This is a genomic window from Paraburkholderia xenovorans LB400, from assembly GCF_000013645.1.
GTDB classification, from domain to species: Bacteria; Pseudomonadota; Gammaproteobacteria; order Burkholderiales; family Burkholderiaceae; genus Paraburkholderia; species Paraburkholderia xenovorans.
This window is the reverse complement of record NC_007951.1, coordinates 3865269-3887884: the sequence shown is the minus strand read 5'-3', so window position 1 is coordinate 3887884 and position 22616 is coordinate 3865269. Positions and strand designations below refer to the sequence as shown.

19 protein-coding genes, 3 tRNA genes, 1 pseudogene and 1 riboswitch are annotated in these 22616 nt (G+C 62.4%); of the genes and pseudogenes, 10 read left to right on the top strand and 13 right to left on the bottom strand.

The window, feature by feature from the left end; all coding sequences use genetic code 11:
* The first annotated feature begins 10 nt into the window (after nucleotides 1–10).
* Together BXE_RS17415 and BXE_RS17410 are read left to right on the top strand one after the other, a co-directional pair.
* A complete protein-coding gene (locus BXE_RS17415) occupies nucleotides 11–2368 on the top strand; it encodes a RelA/SpoT family protein (RefSeq protein WP_007180807.1) in 2358 nt (785 codons plus the stop codon).
* Between the two features lie 108 nt (nucleotides 2369–2476).
* Nucleotides 2477–2983 carry a phage protein NinX family protein gene (locus tag BXE_RS17410; RefSeq protein ID WP_011489546.1) on the top strand — a complete coding sequence of 169 codons (507 nt, stop codon included), beginning with the start codon at nucleotides 2477–2479 and terminating at the stop codon, nucleotides 2981–2983.
* 128 nt (nucleotides 2984–3111) lie between these two features.
* Here the strand turns inward: BXE_RS17410 and BXE_RS17405 are convergent.
* Together BXE_RS17405 and BXE_RS17400 are read right to left on the bottom strand one after the other, a co-directional pair.
* Nucleotides 3112–3188: transfer RNA gene (locus tag BXE_RS17405), tRNA-Arg, on the bottom strand.
* A gap of 78 nt (nucleotides 3189–3266) precedes the next feature.
* Nucleotides 3267–3343: transfer RNA gene (locus tag BXE_RS17400), tRNA-Arg, on the bottom strand.
* Between the two features lie 120 nt (nucleotides 3344–3463).
* Between BXE_RS17400 and greB the strand changes: the two genes are divergently transcribed.
* Complete coding sequence (gene greB, locus BXE_RS17395; RefSeq protein ID WP_011489545.1) at nucleotides 3464–4033, top strand: transcription elongation factor GreB; 570 nt, start codon at nucleotides 3464–3466, stop codon at nucleotides 4031–4033.
* 112 nt (nucleotides 4034–4145) lie between these two features.
* Here the strand turns inward: greB and BXE_RS17390 are convergent, their stop codons facing one another.
* Together BXE_RS17390 and BXE_RS17385 are read right to left on the bottom strand one after the other, a co-directional pair.
* A complete protein-coding gene (locus BXE_RS17390) occupies nucleotides 4146–5291 on the bottom strand; it encodes a porin (protein ID WP_011489544.1) in 1146 nt (381 codons plus the stop codon).
* A gap of 528 nt (nucleotides 5292–5819) precedes the next feature.
* Nucleotides 5820–6068 (bottom strand): hypothetical protein, encoded by a 249-nt coding sequence (locus BXE_RS17385; RefSeq protein WP_011489542.1) that lies wholly within the window; start codon nucleotides 6066–6068, stop codon nucleotides 5820–5822.
* A gap of 398 nt (nucleotides 6069–6466) precedes the next feature.
* Between BXE_RS17385 and BXE_RS17380 the strand changes: the two genes are divergently transcribed.
* Both BXE_RS17380 and BXE_RS17375 read left to right on the top strand, forming a co-directional pair.
* Entirely contained in the window at nucleotides 6467–6670 is a 204-nt protein-coding gene (locus BXE_RS17380; RefSeq protein WP_007180812.1) for a cold-shock protein, read from the top strand.
* 350 nt (nucleotides 6671–7020) lie between these two features.
* Nucleotides 7021–8172: an exonuclease domain-containing protein gene (locus tag BXE_RS17375; RefSeq protein ID WP_038457441.1), complete on the top strand. Its 1152-nt coding sequence runs from the start codon at nucleotides 7021–7023 to the stop codon at nucleotides 8170–8172.
* Nucleotides 8173–8342: 170 nt separating this feature from the next.
* On the opposite strand, the gene BXE_RS17370 is transcribed toward BXE_RS17375, so the two are convergent.
* The 3 genes from BXE_RS17370 to BXE_RS17360 all read right to left on the bottom strand — a co-directional run bounded on the left by BXE_RS17370 (nucleotide 8343) and on the right by BXE_RS17360 (nucleotide 12678).
* Nucleotides 8343–8939, bottom strand: coding sequence for a chorismate mutase (locus BXE_RS17370; RefSeq protein ID WP_011489540.1), 597 nt, complete (start codon nucleotides 8937–8939; stop codon nucleotides 8343–8345).
* A 293-nt stretch (nucleotides 8940–9232) separates the two neighbouring features.
* Entirely contained in the window at nucleotides 9233–9382 is a 150-nt protein-coding gene (locus BXE_RS46580) for a hypothetical protein (protein ID WP_007180815.1), read from the bottom strand.
* A gap of 596 nt (nucleotides 9383–9978) precedes the next feature.
* Nucleotides 9979–12678 (bottom strand): excinuclease ABC subunit UvrA, encoded by a 2700-nt coding sequence (locus BXE_RS17360; RefSeq protein ID WP_011489537.1) that lies wholly within the window; start codon nucleotides 12676–12678, stop codon nucleotides 9979–9981.
* Nucleotides 12679–12941: 263 nt separating this feature from the next.
* Here BXE_RS17360 and BXE_RS17355 point away from each other — a divergent pair, with 263 nt between their 5' ends.
* Nucleotides 12942–13154 carry a hypothetical protein gene (locus tag BXE_RS17355; RefSeq protein ID WP_038457444.1) on the top strand — a complete coding sequence of 71 codons (213 nt, stop codon included), beginning with the start codon at nucleotides 12942–12944 and terminating at the stop codon, nucleotides 13152–13154.
* 112 nt (nucleotides 13155–13266) lie between these two features.
* Here BXE_RS17355 and BXE_RS17350 read toward each other — a convergent pair.
* The 5 genes and pseudogenes from BXE_RS17350 to pepN form a co-directional block, all read right to left on the bottom strand.
* A tRNA-Thr gene (locus tag BXE_RS17350) sits at nucleotides 13267–13342 on the bottom strand.
* A 55-nt stretch (nucleotides 13343–13397) separates the two neighbouring features.
* Nucleotides 13398–14414, bottom strand: a complete 1017-nt coding sequence (locus tag BXE_RS17345) for a class 1 fructose-bisphosphatase (RefSeq protein WP_007180818.1) — start codon at nucleotides 14412–14414, stop codon at nucleotides 13398–13400.
* 134 nt (nucleotides 14415–14548) lie between these two features.
* On the bottom strand, nucleotides 14549–15004 hold the full coding sequence (locus BXE_RS17340) for a HigA family addiction module antitoxin (RefSeq protein ID WP_011489535.1): 456 nt from the start codon (nucleotides 15002–15004) through the stop codon (nucleotides 14549–14551).
* Nucleotides 15005–15020: 16 nt separating this feature from the next.
* A pseudogene (locus BXE_RS44375) lies at nucleotides 15021–15303 on the bottom strand (type II toxin-antitoxin system RelE/ParE family toxin).
* A gap of 195 nt (nucleotides 15304–15498) precedes the next feature.
* A complete protein-coding gene (gene pepN, locus BXE_RS17335) occupies nucleotides 15499–18195 on the bottom strand; it encodes an aminopeptidase N (protein ID WP_011489534.1) in 2697 nt (898 codons plus the stop codon).
* 227 nt (nucleotides 18196–18422) lie between these two features.
* Here pepN and BXE_RS17330 point away from each other — a divergent pair, with 227 nt between their 5' ends.
* Nucleotides 18423–19127 (top strand): DUF4136 domain-containing protein, encoded by a 705-nt coding sequence (locus tag BXE_RS17330; RefSeq protein ID WP_011489533.1) that lies wholly within the window; start codon nucleotides 18423–18425, stop codon nucleotides 19125–19127.
* A 294-nt stretch (nucleotides 19128–19421) separates the two neighbouring features.
* On the opposite strand, the gene BXE_RS17325 is transcribed toward BXE_RS17330, so the two are convergent.
* On the bottom strand, nucleotides 19422–19994 hold the full coding sequence (locus tag BXE_RS17325) for a TMEM165/GDT1 family protein (protein ID WP_011489532.1): 573 nt from the start codon (nucleotides 19992–19994) through the stop codon (nucleotides 19422–19424).
* A 9-nt stretch (nucleotides 19995–20003) separates the two neighbouring features.
* Nucleotides 20004–20223: riboswitch (yybP-ykoY riboswitch) on the bottom strand.
* Nucleotides 20224–20817: 594 nt separating this feature from the next.
* On the opposite strand from BXE_RS17325, the gene BXE_RS17320 reads away from it, so the two are divergent.
* The 3 genes from BXE_RS17320 to BXE_RS17310 are packed head-to-tail and all read left to right on the top strand — an operon-like array spanning nucleotide 20818 to nucleotide 22616.
* Nucleotides 20818–21564, top strand: coding sequence for a beta-ketoacyl synthase chain length factor (locus tag BXE_RS17320; RefSeq protein WP_011489531.1), 747 nt, complete (start codon nucleotides 20818–20820; stop codon nucleotides 21562–21564).
* Nucleotides 21548–22342: a lysophospholipid acyltransferase family protein gene (locus BXE_RS17315; protein ID WP_011489530.1), complete on the top strand. Its 795-nt coding sequence runs from the start codon at nucleotides 21548–21550 to the stop codon at nucleotides 22340–22342. The genes BXE_RS17320 and BXE_RS17315 overlap by 17 nt, the downstream gene beginning before the upstream one ends.
* Nucleotides 22317–22616, top strand: coding sequence for a phosphopantetheine-binding protein (locus BXE_RS17310; protein ID WP_011489529.1), 300 nt, complete (start codon nucleotides 22317–22319; stop codon nucleotides 22614–22616). The genes BXE_RS17315 and BXE_RS17310 overlap by 26 nt, the downstream gene beginning before the upstream one ends.

The following is a 22616-nucleotide window of genomic DNA, read 5'->3' as shown; positions in this document are numbered from 1 at the left end:
GGAGGCGAACATGAGCACGACCCCGCCCACCGCCACGGAAGTGGAACACGACGCCGACTCGCCCTCGTCTGCACGCAAGTACATCGACGCGGTCCTCGAACAGTCGTTTCGCCATCTGTTCGGCCCCACCGCCACGCCGGAGCAACCGCGCCGGCATGACGTAGTCTCCATTGCCAAGCTGACCTCCGCCTTATCCGGCTATCTGCAGCCGGAAGAGATCAAGGAAGTCAAGGCGGCCTTCCATTTCAGCGACGAAGCCCACCTCGGCCAGTACCGCCAGAGCGGCGAGCCTTACATCACGCATCCGGTTGCCGTCGCGGAAATCTGCGCCGGCTGGAATCTCGACGCCCAGTCGATCATGGCGGCGCTGCTGCATGACGTGATGGAAGACCAGGGCGTGACCAAGGCCGAACTCGCCGAGCGTTTCGGCGCGAAGGTCGCGGAACTGGTCGACGGCTTGTCCAAGCTCGACAAGATGGAGTTTCGCAATCGCGAGGAAGCGCAGGCGGAAAACTTCCGCAAGATGCTGCTCGCAATGGCGCGCGACGTCCGCGTGATTCTGGTGAAGCTCGCCGACCGGCTGCACAACATGCGCACGCTGGGTGCCGTGCCGGCCGAAAAACGCCGCCGCGTGGCGCGCGAAACGCTGGATATCTATGCGCCGATCGCTCACCGGCTGGGCCTGAACAATACGTATCGCGAGTTGCAGGACCTGAGCTTCGCGAACTTCAATCCGCACCGGTACGCCACGCTCGAAAAAGCCGTCAAGGCGGCGCGCGGCAACCGGCGCGAAGTGGTCGGCAAGATTCTCGAGTCGGTGCAGCGCGCGATTGCCGACGCGAAGCTCGACGCCGAAGTCACCGGCCGCGAAAAAACCATCTTCAGCATCTACAAGAAGATGCGCGACAAGCAGTTGTCGTTCTCGCAGGTGCTCGACGTGTATGGCTTTCGCGTCGTGGTGGAAAGCGCGCTGGAGTGCTACACCTGCATCGGCGCGCTGCATGCGTTGTACAAGCCGGTGCCGGGCAAGTTCAAGGATTACATCGCCATCCCGAAGGTGAACGGCTACCAGTCGCTGCACACCACGCTGGTCGGCCCGTTCGGCGCGCCGATCGAGTTTCAGGTGCGCACGCGCAAGATGCACGAAATCGCCGAAGCGGGCGTGGCCGCGCACTGGCTGTACAAGAACGGCGGCGCCGATCTGAACGACGTGCAGAAGCGCGCGCACCAATGGCTGAAGTCGCTGCTCGACATTCAGAGCGAAGCAGGCGATTCGAGCGAATTCCTCGAGCACGTCAAGATCGATCTGTTCCCGGACGCGGTGTACGTGTTCACGCCGAAGTCGAAGATCATGGCGCTGCCGCGCGGCGCCACGGCGCTCGACTTCGCGTATTCGATCCACAGCGACCTGGGCAACCAGTGTGTCGCGGTGAAGATAAACAATGAACTGCTGCCGCTGCGCACCGAGCTGAAGAGCGGCGATATCGTCGAAGTCATCACGGCGCCGTATTCGAAGCCGAATCCAGCGTGGCTCGGATTCGTGCGCACCGGCAAGGCGCGGTCGGCGATCCGCCATTATCTGAAGACCATGCGCCTGAACGAGTCCGTTCAGCTTGGTGAGCGTCTGGTCGATCAGGCGCTGAAGGGTTATGGGCTGGCGCTCTCGGACGTCACGCCGGAAGCGTGGGAAAAGCTCGTGCAGTGGACGGGCAACAAGAACCGCCAGGAAATTTTCGCGGACATCGGCCTTGGCCGGCGTGTCGCGGCGGTCATGGCCAAGCGCATCGAAGTGCTGATGAGCGGCCGCGACGCCGACGACGACGGCTCGCGCTCCGACAGCAACGCGCCGCATGCGCCGCCGGTGGTCATCACCGGTACGGAGGGCATGTCGGTGCAACTGTCCGCATGCTGCCGTCCGATTCCGGGCGACGACATCATGGGCTATATCGGCATCGGCCTCGGCATGGCCATTCACACCACGGATTGCCGCGTCGCGCAGCGTATCCACCGGCGCGATCCGGGCCGCTGGATCGACGTTGCCTGGGCGCCGCAACCGGGGCGTCTGTTCGACGTCGCCGTGAAGGTGCTGGTCAAGAACACCAAGGGCGTGTTTGCGCGCGTGGCGGCGGATATTACGTCGGCGGATGCCAACATCGTCCACATTGCAATGGACGAAGATCTGTCGCAGGAATCCACGGTGTTGCGCTTCGTGATTCAGGTCAGCGACCGCGTCCATCTGGCCAACGTGATGCGCCGTGTGCGCACGAACCCGGACGTCATGCGCATTGCACGCGAACGGCCGAGCGAGGAAGGCCATCACCGTCACGAGGGCGGGATGCGGATCGACCGCGAGCGGGCGGACTACTGATCGGCTGCGGCGGCCCTGAGTCAGCCTCGGGGCGTTTCTTATCTGTTCGTCCGAATCTGAACGCACCGGCTACGCGCGAGTCTCAACTGAAACTCAGGGAGAACGCTTGTGAATGTAGCTGACCTTACCGGACTGGCGCTCGATTATTGGGTCGCCCGCAGCCTGCACGACTTCGTGCGCGAAATCCACTTTACCGATAGCGGCGAAACTGTCTCGATTCGCGGCAACGACCGTGGCCGTCCGTGGGACGGCCGTTTTACGCCGTCCACGTCATGGGAGGCCGCGGCAGCGGTGCTGGAACGCGCGCAGCGGTTGGAAGTGCGCGAGCGCACTCACCAGGGTTCGGCGCACTGCATCGCGGAGTTCGAAGGCGGGCACCGAACCGTGGAAGGGCGGGGCGATTCCTTGCGGGTCGCGCTGCTGCGGGCGTTCGTCGAAAGCCGCTTTGGCGATACCGTGGACGACGTGCTGCATGAAGCGCAGGCGCTGACGGGCGACCGGGCGCAACCGATCGGCGAGCGGGAGATTGCCGGCGATCAGGCAGCGGTAAATTCGTTCGGAGATATTCCCAGCCCGGACGGGCAGATCGGAGATATTCAGTCGCCGCCACGTTGACAGTTTGTGCCGGCGCCCGGCCTTCAGGCGAGGTGCTGTGAGGCAGGAAGGGCCGGACAAAAACGCGCGGCACAAAAAACGCACGGGATAAAAACAAAGGGCCTTCCGATCGGAAGGCCCTTCATAGGTGGTGCGGCTGGCAGGATTCGAACCCACGACCCCTTGGTTCGTAGCCAAGTACTCTATCCAACTGAGCTACAGCCGCACGCTAAACGGGTGATACACACTGCAGTGAAACTGGGGCAAAACGTGAGGGCCTCCCCGGAGGAGGCCCTCGAATAAGTGGTGCGGCTGGCAGGATTCGAACCCACGACCCCTTGGTTCGTAGCCAAGTACTCTATCCAACTGAGCTACAGCCGCACGCAGAAACGAGATTATAGCAAAGGTTTTGAAAAAAGGAAGCGCGTAGGTGCGATTTGTCCCATAGTCGTGATCGTGTACCCTTGATAGGCAGTCGCTTGCTGCAGTTACCGGATCATCATGAACAAGGCCTTTGTCAAAGAGTCGAGCGAAGAGAACGACGACGACCTCGACGTCGCCCAGCCGGACATTCCCGCTGGCACGAAAAACTACATCACGCCCGCCGGCTACCGGCGTATGCGCGACGAACTGCTGCATCTGATCGACGTGGAGCGGCCGGAAGTGGTCAGGCTGGTGTCGTGGGCCGCTTCCAATGGCGATCGCTCTGAAAATGGCGATTACATCTACGGCAAGCGCCGCTTGCGCGAGATCGATCGGCGCATCCGCTTTCTCACCAAACGCCTCGATCTCGCTGAAATCGTCGACAGCAGCAAGCAGGAGAACGTCGATCAGGTTTTCTTCGGCGCAACCGTCGAGTACGCGACCGAAGACGGCGAGGTGCATACCGTGACGATTGTCGGCATCGACGAGGTCGATCTGGATATCGCGCACGTGAGCTGGATTTCGCCGATTGCGCGTGCGCTGCTCAAGGCGAAAATCGGCGATACGGTCACGTTGTACACCCCCGCCGGCCCGCAGCCGATCGACATACTGGATGTCAAATATCCGTCGCCTGAAGCCGGCAGTTAGGCCGTCATCAAATAAGCAGTCCATCCTGTTCCTGCTCGACACCTCGGGCGACGCGGCATAAAAAAAGGCGCCGCGAACGGCGCCTTCGAGACTGCGGTTACGTCAGGCAGCTTTAGAAGCGGTGACGCAGACCTGCGGTCACAGCGACCTGCTTGTTGTTGCCCGAAGCGGCCAGACCGTTGATATCGGCATCCACGACGGCGTTGTCGTTGACTTGCTGATACTCGCCTTGCAGATACACATCGGTACGCTTGGACAGCGCGTATGCGGTTTGCAGGTTGAACTGGTTCCAGTGCGGACGCGTGCCAGCCAGGCTTGCACGGGTGTAGGTGTACGAACCGGCAATGCTGACCGCCGGCGTGAGCGCATAGCGGGCGTTCGCTTCGAAGTTCTGGAAGTGAGCGCTGTTGTTGGCGAAGCCGATACCGCCGGTTTGACCGGATGCACCCGCGCCGATACCGGCCAGGCTCGACAGGTTCGTTTGCGAGTACACGAGGCCAACCGTTGCCGGGCCGAACGCGTAGTTTGCACCGGCGCCCCACGTTTGCTGACGGCCGGCAAAGAACGTGTTGTCGCTCGACACCGCGCCGCCCGAATTGAACGCCGCCGCCGCGCCGCTCGCGCCGTTGCTGTTCAGTTGCAGGTAAGCGGCGGCGAGGTTCAGGCCGCCCCAGTTGTACGACGCGCCCGCGCTGTATGCGCGGTTGTTCGCGAAGCCGTCGGCCTGGTTCGAGAAGCCATACAACGCACCGAACTTGAAGCCGCCGTAGTTCACGCTCTGGTACTTGACCGAGTTGTTGACGCGGAACGAGTTGTTCAGGTTGTCATTGTCGAACGGGTGCGCGAACTGCGTGCCGCCGTATTGCGTGCCGGTCAGGGCCAGCGGGCCGACATAGTCGACCATGCTGTCGTATTGACGGCCAAGGGTGACGGCGCCGAACTGGTCGCTCGTCAGGCCCACGAAGGCTTGACGGCCGAATTCGCGGCCGCCTTGCTTGAGCGTGCCGTCATTGATGCCGAAGCCGTTTTCCAACGTGAAGATGGCCTTCAGTCCGCCGCCCAGATCTTCAGAACCGCGCAGGCCCCAGCGGCTGCCGTTCACCGAGCCGCTCGTTTCCTGCCAGTTGCTATGACCGTGCTGGTTGTTCGTATAGGTGATGCCGGCGTCGATCAAGCCGTACAGCGTGACGCTGCTTTGGGCATGTGCCGCCGTTGCAAAAACGCCCGTAAGGGCCGCGACCATGAGTGTCTTTTTCATCTTGTAACTCCGAGAGCGAGAGTGGGCATTAAACCCAGGCTTAGGAGACCTTCACGCGGGGCGCTGCGAGAGGCGTAATCCGAGTGAGAAGCGCGCTGAACAAACCGCGCCGGTTTCCGGTTAGGCAGAGTGTAGAGAGACACTCCGCAAAGTGGAGGTTCCGATTTCCGCAATAAAGTATTACGCGTTCGGAAACGATATGCGAATGCCGCTTAAGCCCTATAAACAAAGGCTTTCGGCAGTTTTGCGGAGATTGGAAAGGTGCAGTGGTGATCTTGCGTTGCTGATTTGCGACACTAATCGATGCAAAAAAACAACGCAATAAAACGTAATAGAGGATTGTTGTTGTTACTGCAATAGATGATTGTTATTTGTGTGAATAATCGAAATGAGCAGAGCCGCTATACTGAAAGTTCTGCTTTCCGAAGCAGACTTTTTCGTTGACGGAAAAGATCTCCAAACCTTTGTCGGCGCGACTTTCCGGTCGCGCTTTTTTTTCGTCTGCCGGCCGGTAATTGGCGAATACGGTCAGTGCGCGGGTGCCGCACCGTCCGCTTCGTTCCAGTTCTCCGTGACGGAGACGCTCCAGTCTTCCATCACGTAGCGGCGCGCGTCCATCGGACACGACAGCAGGTTCTGCCAGTGATCCCCATGCCACATGGGATCGAATTCGAATGCGGAGGGCGTTTCGGCGGGCGCCGCGGGTGGGGCGGAAGCCGTATCAGTACGCGGGTGAGTCAGCCAGGCGACGAGACGGCGGATTTCATTGAACAGCATGGCAATCTCCTGAAGCGTTACTACCAACTACTGATTCCAATCATCGCGGCATGGATGCGATGCAGCAAGTCGGACAAACACTTACTGAAAACATCTTTTGTTACATTCTCCGCAATCTGCTGAAATTTTTCCCGCTCGCTCGCATTATTTCGCAAATAGGGAAGTAATATTGACTTGCTGCTTATTCGGCTGACGCTGAATAATGCATTGAGAATCCTTTAGCGGCTATATCGGTTCACGCGCTAAACGCATATCCAGAATTCACTTGACGCCATTTCTTCGTTCCCCGTATAACGGCAATTCCAGATGTCACCTCGCAGATCCCGCTGCGTAGACTGGTGATATCCGGTTCGAGGGCAATGCCCGATTTTGATAATTCATTGAGGGAAACTGGAAAAATGGAAACTGGTATCGTCAAATGGTTCAACGATGCTAAAGGCTTTGGCTTCATTACATCGGATTCGGGCGGCGAAGATCTGTTCGCGCACTTTTCGGAGATTCGCGCCGACGGCTTCAAATCGCTGAAGGAAAACCAGCGCGTCTCGTTCGACGTCAAGGCGGGCCCGAAGGGCAAGCAGGCGGCAAACATCCAGCCGCTGTAATAGTCAGTCGATGCTGCGATGTGCTGGGCCGGGCAGCGGAACGCGCGAAAGCCTTCGCAAAACGCGAGGGCTTTTTTATGCCAGTTGTTATTCGACTGCGGAAAATTGATTTAACTATCTGGTTCGGAATGATTTGAATGGATGCAAACATTCGCTAAAACCATGCAGCCTTGAGATGTCGCCGGCCGCGGCGAAACATAACGATTCGTGGTTTTAAGCATGCCGTTTGCCCGCGCGAAAACGGGGCTGTTGCGCCCTGGTGAGGCTGCCGTAATGCAGGCTGTTCGAGTGCACCACGGGCAACTGGTGCATACTTGCCGCAAAGCCACGCGTCCAAAGTATTCTTTTCCATGTCTGAACAGTTTTTGTCCGAACCGGCCCTGGATGGTCCGATTGTTTTCGTCGACCTTGAAACGACCGGCGGCTCGACTGCCGAGCATCGCATCACCGAGGTCGGGGTGGTCGAAGTCGGACCGGCCGGCGTGTCGCGCTGGAGCAGTCTGGTCGACCCTCAGCAGCCCATTCCCTCCTTCATCCAGCAACTCACCGGTATCACGAATGCGATGGTGCGGGGCGCGCCGACTTTCGAGGCCATCGCCCCCGCTCTTTTCGAGCGTCTGAACGGCAAACTGTTCGTGGCGCATAACGCCAGTTTCGATCGCGGCTTTCTGCGCGGCGAGTTTCGCCGGGCGGGACTGGCGTTCGATCCCGACGTGTTGTGCACGGTGCGTTTGTCGCGCGCGCTGTTCCCGGCGGAAAAACGCCACGGTCTCGACGCTTTGGTCGAACGTCATACGCTCGTGCCGTCCGATCGTCACCGCGCGCTCGCCGACGCCGACCTGATCTGGCAGTTCTGGCAGCGTCTACACGGCCTCGTGCCGCTCGACGTCCTGCGCGCGCAGATCGAGCGCACCACGCGGCGGTACCGGCTTGCCGGTGACATCACGGAAGATCTGCTCGACACCGCGCCCGCGGGCTGTGGCGTGTATGCGTTCTATGGAGAGCAGGACTTGCCTCTGTATGTCGGGCGAAGCGTGCGCGTGCGTCAGCGACTGCGTTCACATCTGACCGGCGAGCGGCGCTCGGCCAAAGATATCCGGCTTGCGCAACAGGTGCGGCGCGTCGAGTGGCGGGCCACCGGCGGCGAATTGGGCGCGATGCTCGCGGAGGCACAGTGGATCGCGGCGCTGCGCCCCGGCCACAACCGGGTGCCGCGTGTCGCGAAGAGCGATCCGGCGGACGCGCCCTGGCCGTTCGAGGGGCCGATCGTATTCGAGGAGCGCGAGGAGGCCTCGCAGGCCCGCGCGTTTCATGTCGTCGACCGCTGGCGCTACGTGGGCCATGCGGCGTCGCTCGCTGAGGCTGCCGGGTTGCATGCGTCGAGTGTTGCGGGAGCATTCGAACTGTCGACGTATCGCATTTTGCAGAGCCATCTTGCCCGCGGCCTGCGGGTGATGCCGTTGAACGTGTCGAGCGGAACGCCCGTGGCGAAGGTCGCTTGACGAAGTCCGACTGCTTGGCATTTGGCGGCTTTGTTTTTGGCCTTTCTGCGGCCCGCCTCTGTTTCCAGCCGCTATTCCTGCCCGATAACTCGCCGCCCAACGCAGGTCAACGCGCGCATTCAGCCTTCGGGCCGACTGCCGCGCACGCTCAGCGCTTGTTGCCGGCCCAATCAGCCGGTCGCACCCACGCCACCCGTTTCGCACACGTGCCCAAGCGCGCGTGTCAGCGCGCTCGAACGAAGCGAATCGTATCGGGTCAGCGATTTCCAGCTTGCAAGCGATTGCGCGACGCGCGACGGACAATCCGGCGCGGCACGCAGCGGCTGCACGCGTGCGAGGCCGGCCACCAGCGATTGCGTCAACCGGTCCAGCTGCGGTCTCGTGCTGGTCGCAAGATCGGGCGCGGGTCCTTGCGGCGCCTGCGTGCTGCGCCAGGTGGCGAACAGCGCGTTTTGCACGTCCTTGCTCGCATCGATCTGATCCTGGAAGAAGGCGCGGGCGAATGCCGGGTCGACGTTCGCCGCAGCGGCGCGCTTTTCGACATCGGCGAGGAGGGCGTTCTCGCGCGGCGTGTCGGTGATGTCCTGATGGTTGGCCCACTTCCAGCGTGCCACCGGTTCCGCGAGCGCGAGACGCTGCGAAGTCAGCGCGATCAGATTGGTGAGGGCGGTGTCGTCACCATCCGCAACAGCGGGAACTGGCGTGAAAACGAGGGTAGCGAAGAGCGCGAGCGCGCATGACGCGCCGAAGCGGTACGAACGATTCATGGAGGTGGCAGTGGCCGGGCAGCCGCGGAAGAAAAACCAGAAGAATAGACGATGCGCTGAGCATGCAGCATCTTCGTTTTCACGGGAAGCGAACGGTGCGCGGGAAAACTTCCACGCGGGCTTCTTCTTGAGGCGCGCAGAAACATACGCCGGCCGCACGGCCAGGCGTTGTGCAATTCAGACCGATTCACCTCGTATCACAAATCGGTTTGAACACGAAAATCGGGGCGTGTGCCAACATGCGCCGCGCGCCGGACGCGCGGGCGCCGATGCTGCATCGCGCAACTGCACAGTTACTTCGAATCGCACGACTTGCGTTGTTCGTCGAAAAAGGCACGAACATGCTCAGGCAGTTCGGCACCCAGAAACTCGACGCCAGCGGGTTCCGGATCCGGGCAAAAGACTTTATCCGGGGTCGGAACTTTCGGTGGTTTGGCATCCATGATCTTTCTCCTTTACAAACCGATTATCTGCCTCGGTCCCCGTTTTACACCAGAGCCTGATGTGGGTCACAGGTTGTTTGTTGCTTTAACGGCACAGGCCAACAATGGAACGGAATGTTTGAATAGAATTTATCGGTTGCCTGTTTGCGCTTTTCGCGAGTCAAGGCAGTCCCATATTTCTTCCGTGCCGTTCCGAGCCTTGTTCTGCGGGTCATTCAGCACGTCGCCCTCTGCGCTTGCACACCACCCGCTTTATTGACTTATTATCAGTCAATCTGCGTGGATTTTGTGCGGTGCCGCATCGGCAGGATTTTCTTCTTAAAGGGCGAACGTTCGTTAATTACCGACCATTTCAGTCTGGGCATTCAGCCCCCATTGTTTCGTAAACGATCGGTCTGCGCGATTCGTTGACGAGGAAAACACTTTTCTTGATTCGTGCGTGAATAAAAAGGCCCACCGTTGCGACGCGAACGGTGGGCCTTTGTTGGCCGTCATTTTCAAGCTGCAGGCGCCCGGGATTTTCATCGGCGCGGAGTAGGTTGCTGATTTGTCAGTAGCTCGACCTGTCCGTGCATCCGCGCTTTCTTCCTTCGCGATCACGCTACGAGCTGTTGCCGCAGATACCCGGCGGTGCGGCTTTCCTTCGCACGCGCGACGTGGGCCGGTGTCCCGCTCGCGACGATGTTGCCGCCGGCGTCTCCGGCGCCGGGGCCGACGTCGATGACCCAGTCGCTTTGCGCGGCCACCCGCATGTCGTGCTCGACGACCACCACCGTATTGCCGGCATCCACGAGTCCCTGGAGTTGCACCATGAGCCGGTCGACGTCGGCGGGATGCAGGCCGGTGGTCGGTTCGTCGAGGATATACAGCGTCTCGCCGCGTTGCGCGCGCTGCAGTTCGGTGGCGAGTTTGATGCGCTGGGCTTCGCCGCCGGACAATTCGGTGGCCGGCTGGCCGAGCCGCAGATAACCGAGGCCGATGTCGCGGAGCACTTTCAACGCGCGCATCACGCTGGCCTCGTCGGCGAAGAATTCGCAGGCGGCGTCGACGGTCAGGCCGAGCACTTCGGCAATGTTTTTATCACGCCATGTGATTTCCAGCGTCTGCGGGTTGTAGCGCGTGCCGTGACACGTCGAGCAGGGCGCGTAGACGCTCGGCAGAAACAGCAGTTCGACGCTGACAAAACCCTCGCCTTCGCAAGTCGGGCAACGGCCTTGCGCCACATTGAACGAAAAGCGGCCCGCGCCGTAGCGGCGCTTACGGGCGAGCGGCGTGTCAGCGAACAGCTTGCGCACATGGTCGAACAGGCCGGTGTACGTGGCGAGGTTCGAGCGCGGCGTGCGGCCGATCGGTTTCTGATCGACGCGCACGAGCCGCCGCACGGCATCCATGCCTTCGGCGATATGGCCGCCGGTCGGCGCGGTCGCGGCGGCGAGCAACGAGTCTTGCTCGTCGTCGTCGGGGTTTTCGAAAGCGCGACCGAGGTGGCTTGCCACCAGCTCGGGCAGCGCCTGACTCACGAGGCTCGATTTGCCCGAGCCGGATACGCCGGTGACCGCGGTCAGGCAGCCGAGCGGAAACGCCGCGTCCAGCCCGTGCAGGTTGTTGCGCGTGATCCCGGCGAGCCGCAGCCAGCCGGCAGGTTCGCGCGGCGTGCGGTCGACGGGCGCGGGCGGCGCGAACAGATGCCGGCGCGTTTGCGACGCCTCCACCTTCGCGAGTCCGGCGGGCGGCCCGCTATAGACTACATGGCCGCCGGCTTCGCCCGCCGCGGGACCGACGTCGACCAGCCAGTCGGCGCGCCGCATCATCTGCAAATCGTGTTCGACCACAAACAGCGAATTGCCCGCCGCCTTCAGTCCTTGCAGCGCGCTGAAGAGCGCTTCGCCGTCGGCGGGATGCAGACCGGCCGACGGCTCATCGAGCACGTACACGACGCCGAACAACTGCGACGACAACTGCGTGGCGAGCCGCAGGCGCTGCAATTCGCCGGACGACAGCGTGGGCGTGCTGCGCTCCAGCGCGAGATAACCCAGGCCCAGATCGACCAGCGTCGTCAGCCGTTCGAGCAGCTCGGCCGCGATGCGTTGCGCGGCGACGCGCTTTTCCTCGGACAGGTTGGGCGTGCGCCGCACGTCGGGCGAGGCTTTGTGCGCGGAGCCGCCCGCTGCGACCCGTTTGTCGACGGCATCGCGCATGGCGCTTCTGCTGAGCACGCCGCCTTTGCCGGTGGTTTTGCCGGCGCCGTTGCCCGAATTCGCGTCGGCCGTTTCCGGCCATTCGCCGCGTGCGATCGGTTCGAGCATCGCGGTAAGTCTGGCGAGCGGCAACTGCGAAAATTCGCCGATGTCGAGCCCGGCGAACTTCACCGAGAGCGCTTCTTTCTTGAGCCGCTTGCCATGACAGGCCGGGCAGACGCTGCCAATCATGAACTGCGAGACGCGTTTTTTCATCAGCGCGCTTTGGGTGTTGGCGAACGTGTGCAGCACGTAGCGCCGCGCGCCGGTGAAGGTGCCCTGATAGCTCGGCTCGTCCTTGCGCTTGAGCGCGGCGCGCGTTTCCTTCGGCGTAAGGCCGGCGTAGACGGGCGCGGTCGGTTGTTCGTCCGTGAAGAGAATCCAGTCGCGGTCTTTCTTCGGCAAGTCGCGCCACGGCGTATCGACGTCGTAGCCGAGCGTGACCAGAATGTCGCGCAGATTCTGGCCGTGCCATGCGGGCGGCCATGCGGCGATCGCGCGCTCGCGAATGGTCAGCGAGTCGTCGGGCACCATCGATTTTTCGGTGACCTCATACACGCGACCGAGTCCGTGGCAAGTCGGACAGGCGCCTTGCACCGTGTTCGGCGAGAAATCTTCGGCGAACAGCATGGGTTGCTTCGGCGGATAGTCGCCGGTGCGCGAATACAGCATGCGCACGAGGCTCGACAGCGTTGTCACGCTGCCCACCGACGAGCGCGCGCTCGGCGTGCCGCGTTGCTGCTGCAAGGCGACCGCGGGCGGCAGGCCTTCGATTGCGTCGACTTCAGGCACGCCGACCTGGTCGATCAGGCGTCTCGCATACGGCGCAACCGATTCGAAATAGCGCCGCTGCGCTTCCGCGTACAGCGTGCCGAATGCCAGCGACGATTTGCCCGAGCCGGACACGCCGGTGAACACGACAAGCGCGTCGCGCGGAATCTGCACGTCGACGTTTTTCAGATTGTGCTCGCGCGCGCCGCGCACGCGCACGAAGCCGGTGAATGTGTTCGCGCCAGGTGCGGGCGGTGTCGAGCGGGGCTTGTTGCGGATGGCGTCCATATCGATGAGTAACGGATAAGCGTGGCCGCGCGAAGCGGAAGAACGCTTGTGAGGTTGCACGGAATATGCCCGATGAAATGGCGATGATGCCAGTGAAGGTGAGGTCGGCGCGCAAGACGCATGCGTAATCCGCGCGGAAGCCGTCAACCAGGCATCACCGTCTATCATTGAAGCAGCTATCTGCGGCCGAGAGTGCGGTGGATAACGGACGCGCAACTACAGGCGCGGAAGATGGCAGTCTTCTTCCTTCAGAGAGTTGCGCCATGGAAAACGCTGTGTACTGGAAAGGTCGTCAGGTCGGAATCGAGTGCGCCGGCCGGATTCTGTGGTTTTCTTCGGCGCCGCAGGAAGTGGTCGCGGCGTACGGCACGCAGCGGGTTGAACCGGCGCGCGTGGAAGTGCGCGTGGAAGATACGGTCGTGGCGCGTAACCTTTTCGTCACGGCGCAATTCGACCGGCCGGAGTTGGGTGGGTGAGACGGCGCTGCCGTTTGCTTACGCCTTTCGCAGTAGTGCTTGCAGAAGCGGAAAGCAGACGCAGAAAACAAAAAGCCCAGTCGTGACGACTGGGCTTTTGCTTGAATCTTGATGGTGCCGGAAAGAGGAATCGAACCCCCGACCTTCGCATTACGAATGCGCTGCTCTACCGTCTGAGCTATTCCGGCATCAGGAGAAACGAGATTATAGGGACTTCTTTATCAGCTTGGCAAGCCCCTGAACTCACTTTTTTGTTTCGAGATGGTAGCGGGTAACCCGGTCGACCTCGTTCTTCGAACCGAGGAATACCGCCACGCGTTCATGCAGGCTTTTCGGCTGGATGTCCAGAATGCGCTTCTCGCCATTGGTCGCGGCACCGCCTGCCTGCTCGACAATAAAGGCCATCGGATTGGCTTCGTACATCAGGCGCAGCTTGCCCGGTTTGTCCGGCGTGCGCTTGTCGGCCGGATACATGAAGATGCCGCCGCGATTCAGAATGCGGTGCACGTCCGCCACCATCGACGCGATCCAGCGCATGTTGAAGTCGCTTTGGCGCGAACCTTCCTTGCCGTCCTTCAACTCGCCGATGTATTGCTGAACAGGCGGATACCAGTGACGTTCGTTCGAAGCGTTGATCGCATATTCACGCGTTTCGACAGGAATGCGCATGTCGCTCTGCGTGAGCACCCACGAGCCGAGTTCGCGGTCGAGCGTGAAGCAGTTCACACCGTTGCCGGTGGTCAGCACCAGCACGGTTTGCGGACCATATACCGCATAACCCGCGGCAACCTGCTGCGTGCCCGGTTGCAGGAATGACTGTTCGGTAGGCTGCTGGCCGTCCGGGCAGCGCAACACCGAGAAGATCGTGCCGATCGAAACATTGACGTCGATGTTCGACGAGCCGTCGAGCGGATCGAACACGAGCAGGTATTCGCCCTTCGGATAGTTCGCCGGGATCGGGAAGAACTGTTCCATTTCCTCGGACGCCATGCCCGCGAGGTTGCCACCCCATTCATTCGCTTCGAGCAGGATTTCGTTCGACAGGATGTCGAGCTTCTTCTGCACTTCGCCTTGAACGTTCTCGCTGCCCGCCGTGCCGAGCGCGTCGCCCAGCGCGCCCTTGCTGACGTGGTAGCTGATCGCCTTGCACGCACGCGCGACGACTTCGATCAAAAGGCGCAGATCGGCCGGCAGATTGTTGGTCTCGCGCTGCTGCTCGATCAGGTACTTCGTGAGAGTGGTACGACGTTGCAAAGCCATTGCTGTACTCCGGGAGGCTTGAGGAATATTCGGATTTTAACCGTTCGTTGTGTCGGCTCCGTGCTTTTGCGTGGGCACCGTGCACGGCAACGCCGCCGGACACACCCGCCGGACACACCGACGCGTGGCGAAATTCAGGTTTTGCGGCGCGCCTTGCCCGCCGCGATCTTGCCGCTCACGCTCGCCGCGAGCGCCGCGGCCCGCGCGTGATCGCTCGAAACCTTCGGCAGTTTCGGGCGCTCCGCCTTCGGCATGGGTTCGATTTCACGTTCGATCTGTTCACCGGCCGCCGCCGTGGCGACGCGCAGGTCGTAAGCGATCTGCAGGTTGAGCCAGAACTGCGCGCTCGCGCCGAAATAGCGTTCGAGCCGCAGCGCGGTGTCCGCCGAGACGGCGCGCCTGCCGCGCACGACGTCGTTGATGCGCGGCGCCGGCACGCGCAGCGCGAGCGCGAGCGCATTGACGGACATGCCGAGCGGTTCGAGAAACTCGCTGCGCAGAATTTCGCCCGGATGGATTTCCGGGATGCTGTTGCCGGAGTCGATGCCCGAGAAATCGATGCTGTCCAGATCGGAGCGTTTGATGACCATGCCGGTCTCCCAATAATCAGTGATAGTCGACAATCTCGACATTCAGCGCCTCCCCGTCGACGAAATGAAAACAGATGCGCCATTGCGCATTGATCCGGATACTCCATTGTCCAGCTGCGCTGGCCTTGCAACGCTTCCAGCCGGTTGCCCGGCGGCGCGTGCAGATCGCAAACGGACTCCGCAGCGTCGATCAGCAGCAGCTTGCGGTGCGCGAGCGTTTGCATGTGAAGCGGCAGTGAGTACACGAACCTGCCTTGAAAAATTCTCGCCGTAGCTTTGTCGCCGAATGTCGTGATCATGGGATGATATAACGCATAGCGTTAAACGTAAACCGTTAAATGAATGCGTTTACTTTCACCCCGCCGGCGCGAGCCGACCAGTCGTCCAGATGGCCAACGTTGGAGCCGCGCGCCACCGCGCCAGCAAACGCAGGGCGAAAAAAAGCCGGCAACGCGTGCCGGCTTTCCGATGCGACAACAGCGCTCAGGCGGACTTCACGCCAACGCTTTCTCCACGATCTCGCGCACGTCGCGCGATTTGACCTGCGCGGCCACTTTCTCCAGTGCCGCGCGCATGCCGTCGCGCAGCGCCGGCGTGAAGCGGCGCCACAATTCCAGCGAGCGGGCGAGGCGGGCGGCCACTTGCGGATTGATGGCGTCGAGCGCGATCACCTGATCGGCCCAGAACGCATAGCCCGAGCCGTCTTCGGCATGGAACTGCGCCGGGTTCGCCGCGCAGAAGCTGAAAATCAGCGAGCGCGCGCGATTCGGGTTCTTCAGGTTGAAAGCCGGGTGAGTCATCAGCCTGCGCACGACGTCGATCACCGGACGTTGCGCGCTGCCGCGCTGCGTGGCCTGCAAGGCAAACCACTTGTCGATCACGAGCGGTTCCTTTTCGAAGCGCCGGTAGAAGTCGTCCAGCGCCTGCTGCGCCTCGGCGCTGCCGCCGTTGGCCGCCGACGCATTGAGCAGCACGGACAGTGCCGCCGAGCGGTCGGTCATGTTGTTCGCCGCATCGTATTGCGCGGACGCGAGACGCACGGCCTCTGCTGGATCGTCCAGTTCGGCGAGATACGACAGCGCGAGATTCTTCAGCGCGCGATGACCGGACGCTTCAGGCGTGGCCTCGTACGCCCCCGGCGTGCGATGCTGCTCGTACACGTTGAGCCAGTCGCTTCTGAGCGCATTGGCAAGACGCTTGCGCACGAACTGCCGCGCGGCGTGCACGGCCGCCGGATTCGATTCGGCCATCTGCTCGGCCAGATACGCTTCCGAAGGTAACATCAACGCGAGTTCGCGGAACGCAGGCGAGAGCGTTTCGTCGGTCAGCACGCGTGCGAACGCGGCGACCACGGAATCGTCGAGTTGCAGCGGCACACCCGTGGCGGCGCGCCCGGCGAGCGTGAGCAGTTCGCGCGTGGCGAGCCGCTGGCCGGCTTCCCAGCGGTTGAACGGGTCGCTGTCGTGGGCAAGCAGGAATGCCAGCTGTTGCGCCGAGTAGTCGTATTCGACGATCACCGGCGCCGAAAAATTGCGCAGCAGCGAAGGCAGCGGTTCCTGCGCCACGTTGACGAATGTGAAGGTCTGTTCGGTCTGCGTGAATTCGAGCACGCGCGTGGTCGCCTTGCCGGCCTGCGCTTCGCCTTCCAGTTGCAGCGGCAGGTCACGGCCGTCCTTGCCGATCAAACCGATCGCGAACGGAATCAGCAGTGGACCCTTCTGCGTTTCGCGCGCGGCCGGCGCGGCTTCGCCGTAGCCTTGCGTGAGCGTCACGCTGTAGCGTTGCTGCGCGGCGTCGTATTGCGTGCGCACGGACACCCGCGGCGTGCCGGCCTGGCTATACCAGCGCTCGAACTGCGCGAGATCGCGGCCGTTCGCGTCGGCGAGCGCGTGACGGAAATCGTCGCAGGTCACGGCCTGGCCGTCGTGGCGCCTGAAGTACAGGTCCATGCCCTTGCGGAAGCCGTCGCGGCCGAACAGCGTCTGATACATCCGCACGACTTCCGAGCCTTTCTCGTAGACGGTCATCGTGTAGAAGTTGTTGATCTCGACGTAGCTTTCCGGGCGCACCGGGTGCGCCATCGGCCCCGCGTCTTCGGCGAACTGCATCTGGCGCAGCACGCGCACGTCCTCGATGCGCTTGGTGGCGCGCGCGGCTTCGTCAGTCGCGCCGCCGGCCATGTCGGCCGAGAACTCCTGGTCGCGGAATACCGTCAGGCCTTCTTTCAGGCTCAACTGGAACCAGTCGCGGCACGTCACGCGATTGCCGGTCCAGTTGTGGAAATATTCGTGGCCGACCACGGCCTCGATGTTCGCGAAGTCGGTGTCCGTTGCCGTTTCGGGATTCGCCAGCACGTACTTCGTGTTGAAGATGTTGAGCCCCTTGTTCTCCATCGCGCCCATGTTGAAGTCGCTCACCGCGACGATCATGAAGCGGTCCAGATCGAGTTCGAGCCCGAAGCGTTCCTCGTCCCAGCGGATCGAATGGATCAGCGAATCCATTGCGTGACGGGTCTTGTCCAGATCGTGCGGCTCGACCCACACCTGCAGCAGCTTTTCCTTGCCCGAGCCGCTCTTCACGCGTTCTTCCAGCGCGACCAGCTTGCCGGCGACCAGCGCGAACAGGTAGCTCGGCTTGCGGAACGGATCTTCCCAGCGCGCGAAGTGGCGGCCGTCCGGCAAATCGCCTTCTTCGAGCAGATTGCCGTTCGACAGCAGCACCGGATAATCGGCCTTGCTGGCGCGCAGCGTGACCGTGAAGGTCGCCATCACGTCCGGGCGGTCGAGGAAGTAAGTGATACGGCGAAAGCCCTCGGCCTCGCACTGCGTGAAGAAGTTGCCGCCCGACACGTACAGGCCCGACAGCGTGGTGTTCGCAGCCGGATTGCAGATGCTCGTGAGCGTCAGTTCGAACTGGTCCGGCACGTTGTCGAGCAGCAGGCCGTGGTCGTGCGCATGAGCATTGGCGAACGGCTTGCCGTCGATCGCGGCGCTGACGAACTCCAGCTGTTCGCCCATCAGTTCCAGATGCGCGGCGCGCGCGGCTTCCGGATTGCGGCGCACGCGCATCGTGTTGCGGACCACCGTGCGTTCAGGAACCAGATCGAACTCCAGCGCGACGGTGTCGATCAGGAAGGCGGGCGGCGCGTAGTCGGCGCGGCGAATCACATTGGGCGTTGCGGTATCGGCCATGACGTTCTGTAGTGTTGGAACTCGAGTCGGCGCGCGCGCTTCTGACGCACGAGCCGGGCATGTCGAACCATTGTACAAAGCCTCGGCGAATCGTGCGGAGCGAACTTTTTACCGAACCCGCCAGTCAGCGTATTATCGGGCGCCCGCCCGGTAAAAAAGCCTGCGCGCCGGACGGGCCGGTCATGATGGACAATACAGAGACATTGAGAAGCTTCACGAGGTAGACCATGAAAATCGATCGATGGACCCGCCGCGCCACGCTGCTGCTAGCTGGGCTGGCGGTGCTGCTTTCAGGCTGTACGACCTACGTCACCACGCAGGTCACGGCTTTCTCCGACTGGAGCGGTAGCGACGCCACCCGCACCTATGCGTTCACGCGGGCGGCGAACCAGCAGAGCAATCTCGAGCTCAGCACCTACGAGCGTTTGGTCGCGAACGAACTCGCCACGCATTCGTTCCGCCAGGTCGACAGCGCGCAGGCGCGCTATCTGGTCGGACTCTCGTACGGAATCCGTTCGGACATGGTGACGGTCTCGGAGCCGGTGTATTACAACCCGTGGCCGGCGCCGTATTGGGGCTGGGGCCGGCCGTTCGATCCGTGGGGGCCTTGGGGTGGATTCCCCGCCACGTACGTGAACCAGAGCTATCCGATCTTCACGCATCTGTTGGGTATACGGATCACGGAGCGGGCAACCGGCAAGGAGGTCTACAACGTGACGGCGCGCAATTCGGGCGGCGAATCGTCGCTGGTCCGGGCCATGCCGTATCTGGCGCGTAGCGCGCTGGCCGATTTCCCGCTCGGCAACGGCGTGGTCCACACCGTGAAGATTCCGGTCGACAGGAACGGCGGGGCATCGAACGAAATAGCCGCTACCGGCGCTGCGCCTGCCGCTGCGCCGGCGCCGGCTTCCGGTGCGAAAATCGTTCAGTAGGTCACGCGACTGGCGGCGCGCGCTAACGCGCGCGGGGGCTGCAGAGAAAACAGACGGCCCGGCAACTCATCCTTGCCGGGCCGTTTGTTTTGCTGACACCGGATCGAGCCCGATGAAGCATTACGGCGCCCGAATCAATCGCCGCGCGAGCGGACCCGCAAGCGAGCCGCGCCGCGCACGGCGACCGGATGCTGACCGTGCGCTGCCTGAGTGCCGAGTGACCCAGCGGACGCAGCCGCTAATTCCTTGCCGTATCGCCTTGCGCTACCCACCCGATCGGCTGGCGACCTTGCCCTAAAGGCCCACGCCGAACAGCGCCATCGTCCCGAGAACGACAAACATCACCGCTGCGATGCCATGCACGAGGCTGGTCGGCAGCCGATGAGCAAAGCGGTCGCCGAGCAGGATCGCCGGCACGTTGGCGATCATCATGCCGAGCGTGGTACCCGCCACTACGCCGAAGAAATCGTGGAAACGCGCGGCGAGGGCCACCGTGGCGATCTGCGTCTTGTCGCCCATTTCCGCGAGAAAGAACGTCACCACGGTCGCGCCGAACACGCCGAAGTGCGTGCGGCTGGTATTGGCGTCTTCGTCGTCGAGTTTGTCCGGAACGAGAATCCACAACCCCATGCCGATGAACGACGCGGCCAATGCCCAGCGCATGATGGTCGGCGTGAGCAGCGAGCCGAGCCACGCGCCGAGCGCGCCCGCGCAGGCGTGATTCACGAGCGTGGCGGCGAGCACGCCCAGAATGATCGGCAGCGGCTTGCGGTAGCGGGCCGCGAGGACGAGCGAAAGCAATTGCGTCTTGTCGCCGATCTCGGCGAGCGCGACCGCTCCGGTCGAAATGAGAAAAGCGTGATCCACGGTGTGTTGATTCCCCGGGCCGAGATATGAACGAGCGACGACCCACGACACAGCCGGGCCCTGTTGCGGCGGTGTGTGGATCATCGGTCTCGCCAGGCCAGAGGCTGCGGCTGCCACGGCCGTACAGGCCAAGTCTGTTGACAGGCGCCCCCGCGAACCGCACGTGCGACGCACCCGATGACAGCGGTGCGGACGTGCCGCGAGGCGGCTACTCCCCAATGAGGGACGGAGTATAACAGGCGTGGCCGCGCCTGATAATGGATTGCGTCGGCCGCGCGCGCCGTCGCATCGCACAAAACTGTGGACGTGAGACGCTTTGCGTCGGCCATTTGGAAACCAGGGCGAAAATGGCGCCAAAGCCCGGCAATCTGAAACACTTTTTCAGAAAGTTAAATGAAAGTATGGGCGTGTGCAGAGGAAAAGCTTCCATGTCCGTATCGACTGCAAATCCCGCCGCCAGTGGGTTCTGCGTTTATGCGCTTGGGGGAAAATCGCGTCGGCGGCCCGCGTGACGGCTTTTTCGCCGAACGTCGCATGAGAGATACGGATACAGATGGATACGTCTTTTGTGGCTGATTTATCCCAGAATATTCAGTATGATTCCGGCGACCATAGGGAGCCCGATACGATTCTCCAGACAAACTGGCGAGGGTGCCTAAATAATCGGGGCCAAGTGCCGTTAATTCGCTGAACCCTATATAAGATAAGAAGATTGGATCGACCCCGGCTGGAGATTGCCGGTCCGCGCGGCGCGTACACGCTGTGACGGTGCCGTATTCCGTCAGGCGCTTCAGCCTCCTCGCTTCTACGCGCGAACACCGATATGCCCGATCTGCACTGGACCATTCCGGTCGCTCGCTGGTCTAGCTGGCCTGCCGCCGCATCTGCCGCACCTGATATTGGCTTCGTCGAGCCGATCGTGCGGCGTCGTCTGAGCACTCTGTCGCGAGTGGCGCTCAAGGTTGCGCACGATTGTGTCGCCCGGGACGCGGCGCGGGTCGTGTTCGCTTCGCGCCACGGGGAACTGCGGCGCACCACGGAGATCCTGCGCGCCATCAGCGCCGGCGAACCGGTGTCGCCGACCGCCTTCAGCCTGTCGGTGCTCAATGCGATGACCGGCGTGTTCGGCATTGCGCGCGGCGACCGGTCGGCGGCGAGCGCGATTTCCGCCGGCGCCGAAACGCTCGGCTACGCGCTGCTGGAAGCGCACGCGCAATACGCCACGCAGCCCGATTCGCCGCTGCTGCTGGTCTATGCCGACGAACCGGCCGACGCCGCGTACGGCACGATCGAAGACGAAGTGCCGGGCGGCGCGATCGCGATCCTGCTCGATAGCGAAACGGCGCCGGCCGAGCTGGTGTGCATGGTCTGCCGCGCGGGCGCGCGGGAGCCCGCACCGGTGCGCGAAGCCAGCGCGAGCCATGCCGGCCGCGAGCACGGCGCCGGCTCGCCAGGCTTCTTCGCGACCCAGAGCCAGGCGCTCCTGCACAGCCTGGAAACCGGCCTGCCTGCCGCCTGGCAAGGTGCCGACGCCAGTTGGCATTGGAGTTGGCATGACCGCGCGGCTTGATTATTGCTGGCGGTTCTATGCGACCGGCATGGCCTTCGTGGTCTTCGGCGTGTGCGGCGTGCTGTTTTCGGTGGTGGTGTTTCCGCTTGCATGGGTGTGGCCGCACCGTGCGTCGCGGCAGTTCGCGGTGACGAGCGTGATCCACTGGTTTTTCCGCGCGCTGGTCGCGGTGTTGCAGCGCATCGGCGTGATGGAACTCGAAGTGTCGGGCATGCACGCATTGCGCGCGGACGGCCCGGCGATCGTGGTTGCCAACCACCCGACCTATCTCGATGTGATGGTGCTGCTGTCGCTCACGCCGCACGCCTGTTGCGTGGTGAAAAATGCGCACTGGAGCAACCCGTGTTTCTGGGGCATCGTGCGCTCGGCGGAATACGTCAGCAATGCCGACCCGGCGGAGCTCGTCGAGGCCGGCGCGAAGCAACTGGCGGCGGGCTATACGATGATCATCTTTCCGGAAGGCTCGCGCAGTCCCGCGCCGAACCGGCTGCATGCTTTTTCGCGCGGTTTCGCGCACATGGCGCTGAAAGCCGGCGCACCCATCGTCCCGGTGCTGATGGATTGTGATCCGCCCGCCTTCACCAAGCAGATGCGCTGGTACGACGTGCCGGCGCGCGCGTTCAGAATCCGCGTGAACGTACTCGAACCGCTCGGCGTCGACCAGCTTGCGGCCCATGACATTCCACCGGCTCTTGCGGCGCGCAGCGTGACGAGCGCCGTCGAAGCACACATTACTCAGCACCTGTTCGATTATGGATTCTTTAAAACTGGAAATTAAACAGCTTCTGATCGAAGCGCTCGATCTGGAAGACCTGAGCCCGGCCGATATCGACGACGATGCGCCGTTGTTCGACACCGACGGCATCGGTCTCGATTCGATCGACGCGCTCGAAATCGGCATCGTCCTGCGCAAACAATACCAACTGACCATCGCGGCGAACGACGAGCGCACGCGCGAACACTTCCGCTCGATCAACACGCTCGCAGCGCTGGTGGCGAGCCAGCGCGAAGCGGCGCACGCCGTGAACGAAACAACCAGAAAAGGGGAATAA

Excerpts from the sequence above, each read along its gene's own strand:
- BXE_RS17415 (WP_007180807.1), top strand. The coding sequence starts at position 11 with ATGAGCACGACCCCGCCCACCGCCACGGAAGTGGAACACGACGCCGAC.
- greB (WP_011489545.1), top strand. The coding sequence starts at position 3,464 with ATGAACAAGGCCTTTGTCAAAGAGTCGAGCGAAGAGAACGACGACGAC.
- BXE_RS17390 (WP_011489544.1), bottom strand. The coding sequence starts at position 5,291 with ATGAAAAAGACACTCATGGTCGCGGCCCTTACGGGCGTTTTTGCAACG.
- BXE_RS17385 (WP_011489542.1), bottom strand. The coding sequence starts at position 6,068 with ATGCTGTTCAATGAAATCCGCCGTCTCGTCGCCTGGCTGACTCACCCG.
- BXE_RS17380 (WP_007180812.1), top strand. The coding sequence starts at position 6,467 with ATGGAAACTGGTATCGTCAAATGGTTCAACGATGCTAAAGGCTTTGGC.
- BXE_RS17375 (WP_038457441.1), top strand. The coding sequence starts at position 7,021 with ATGTCTGAACAGTTTTTGTCCGAACCGGCCCTGGATGGTCCGATTGTT.
- BXE_RS17370 (WP_011489540.1), bottom strand. The coding sequence starts at position 8,939 with ATGAATCGTTCGTACCGCTTCGGCGCGTCATGCGCGCTCGCGCTCTTC.
- BXE_RS46580 (WP_007180815.1), bottom strand. The coding sequence starts at position 9,382 with ATGGATGCCAAACCACCGAAAGTTCCGACCCCGGATAAAGTCTTTTGC.
- BXE_RS17360 (WP_011489537.1), bottom strand. The coding sequence starts at position 12,678 with ATGGACGCCATCCGCAACAAGCCCCGCTCGACACCGCCCGCACCTGGC.
- BXE_RS17355 (WP_038457444.1), top strand. The coding sequence starts at position 12,942 with ATGGAAAACGCTGTGTACTGGAAAGGTCGTCAGGTCGGAATCGAGTGC.
- BXE_RS17345 (WP_007180818.1), bottom strand. The coding sequence starts at position 14,414 with ATGGCTTTGCAACGTCGTACCACTCTCACGAAGTACCTGATCGAGCAG.
- BXE_RS17340 (WP_011489535.1), bottom strand. The coding sequence starts at position 15,004 with ATGGTCATCAAACGCTCCGATCTGGACAGCATCGATTTCTCGGGCATC.
- pepN (WP_011489534.1), bottom strand. The coding sequence starts at position 18,195 with ATGGCCGATACCGCAACGCCCAATGTGATTCGCCGCGCCGACTACGCG.
- BXE_RS17330 (WP_011489533.1), top strand. The coding sequence starts at position 18,423 with ATGAAAATCGATCGATGGACCCGCCGCGCCACGCTGCTGCTAGCTGGG.
- BXE_RS17320 (WP_011489531.1), top strand. The coding sequence starts at position 20,818 with ATGCCCGATCTGCACTGGACCATTCCGGTCGCTCGCTGGTCTAGCTGG.
- BXE_RS17315 (WP_011489530.1), top strand. The coding sequence starts at position 21,548 with ATGACCGCGCGGCTTGATTATTGCTGGCGGTTCTATGCGACCGGCATG.
- BXE_RS17310 (WP_011489529.1), top strand. The coding sequence starts at position 22,317 with ATGGATTCTTTAAAACTGGAAATTAAACAGCTTCTGATCGAAGCGCTC.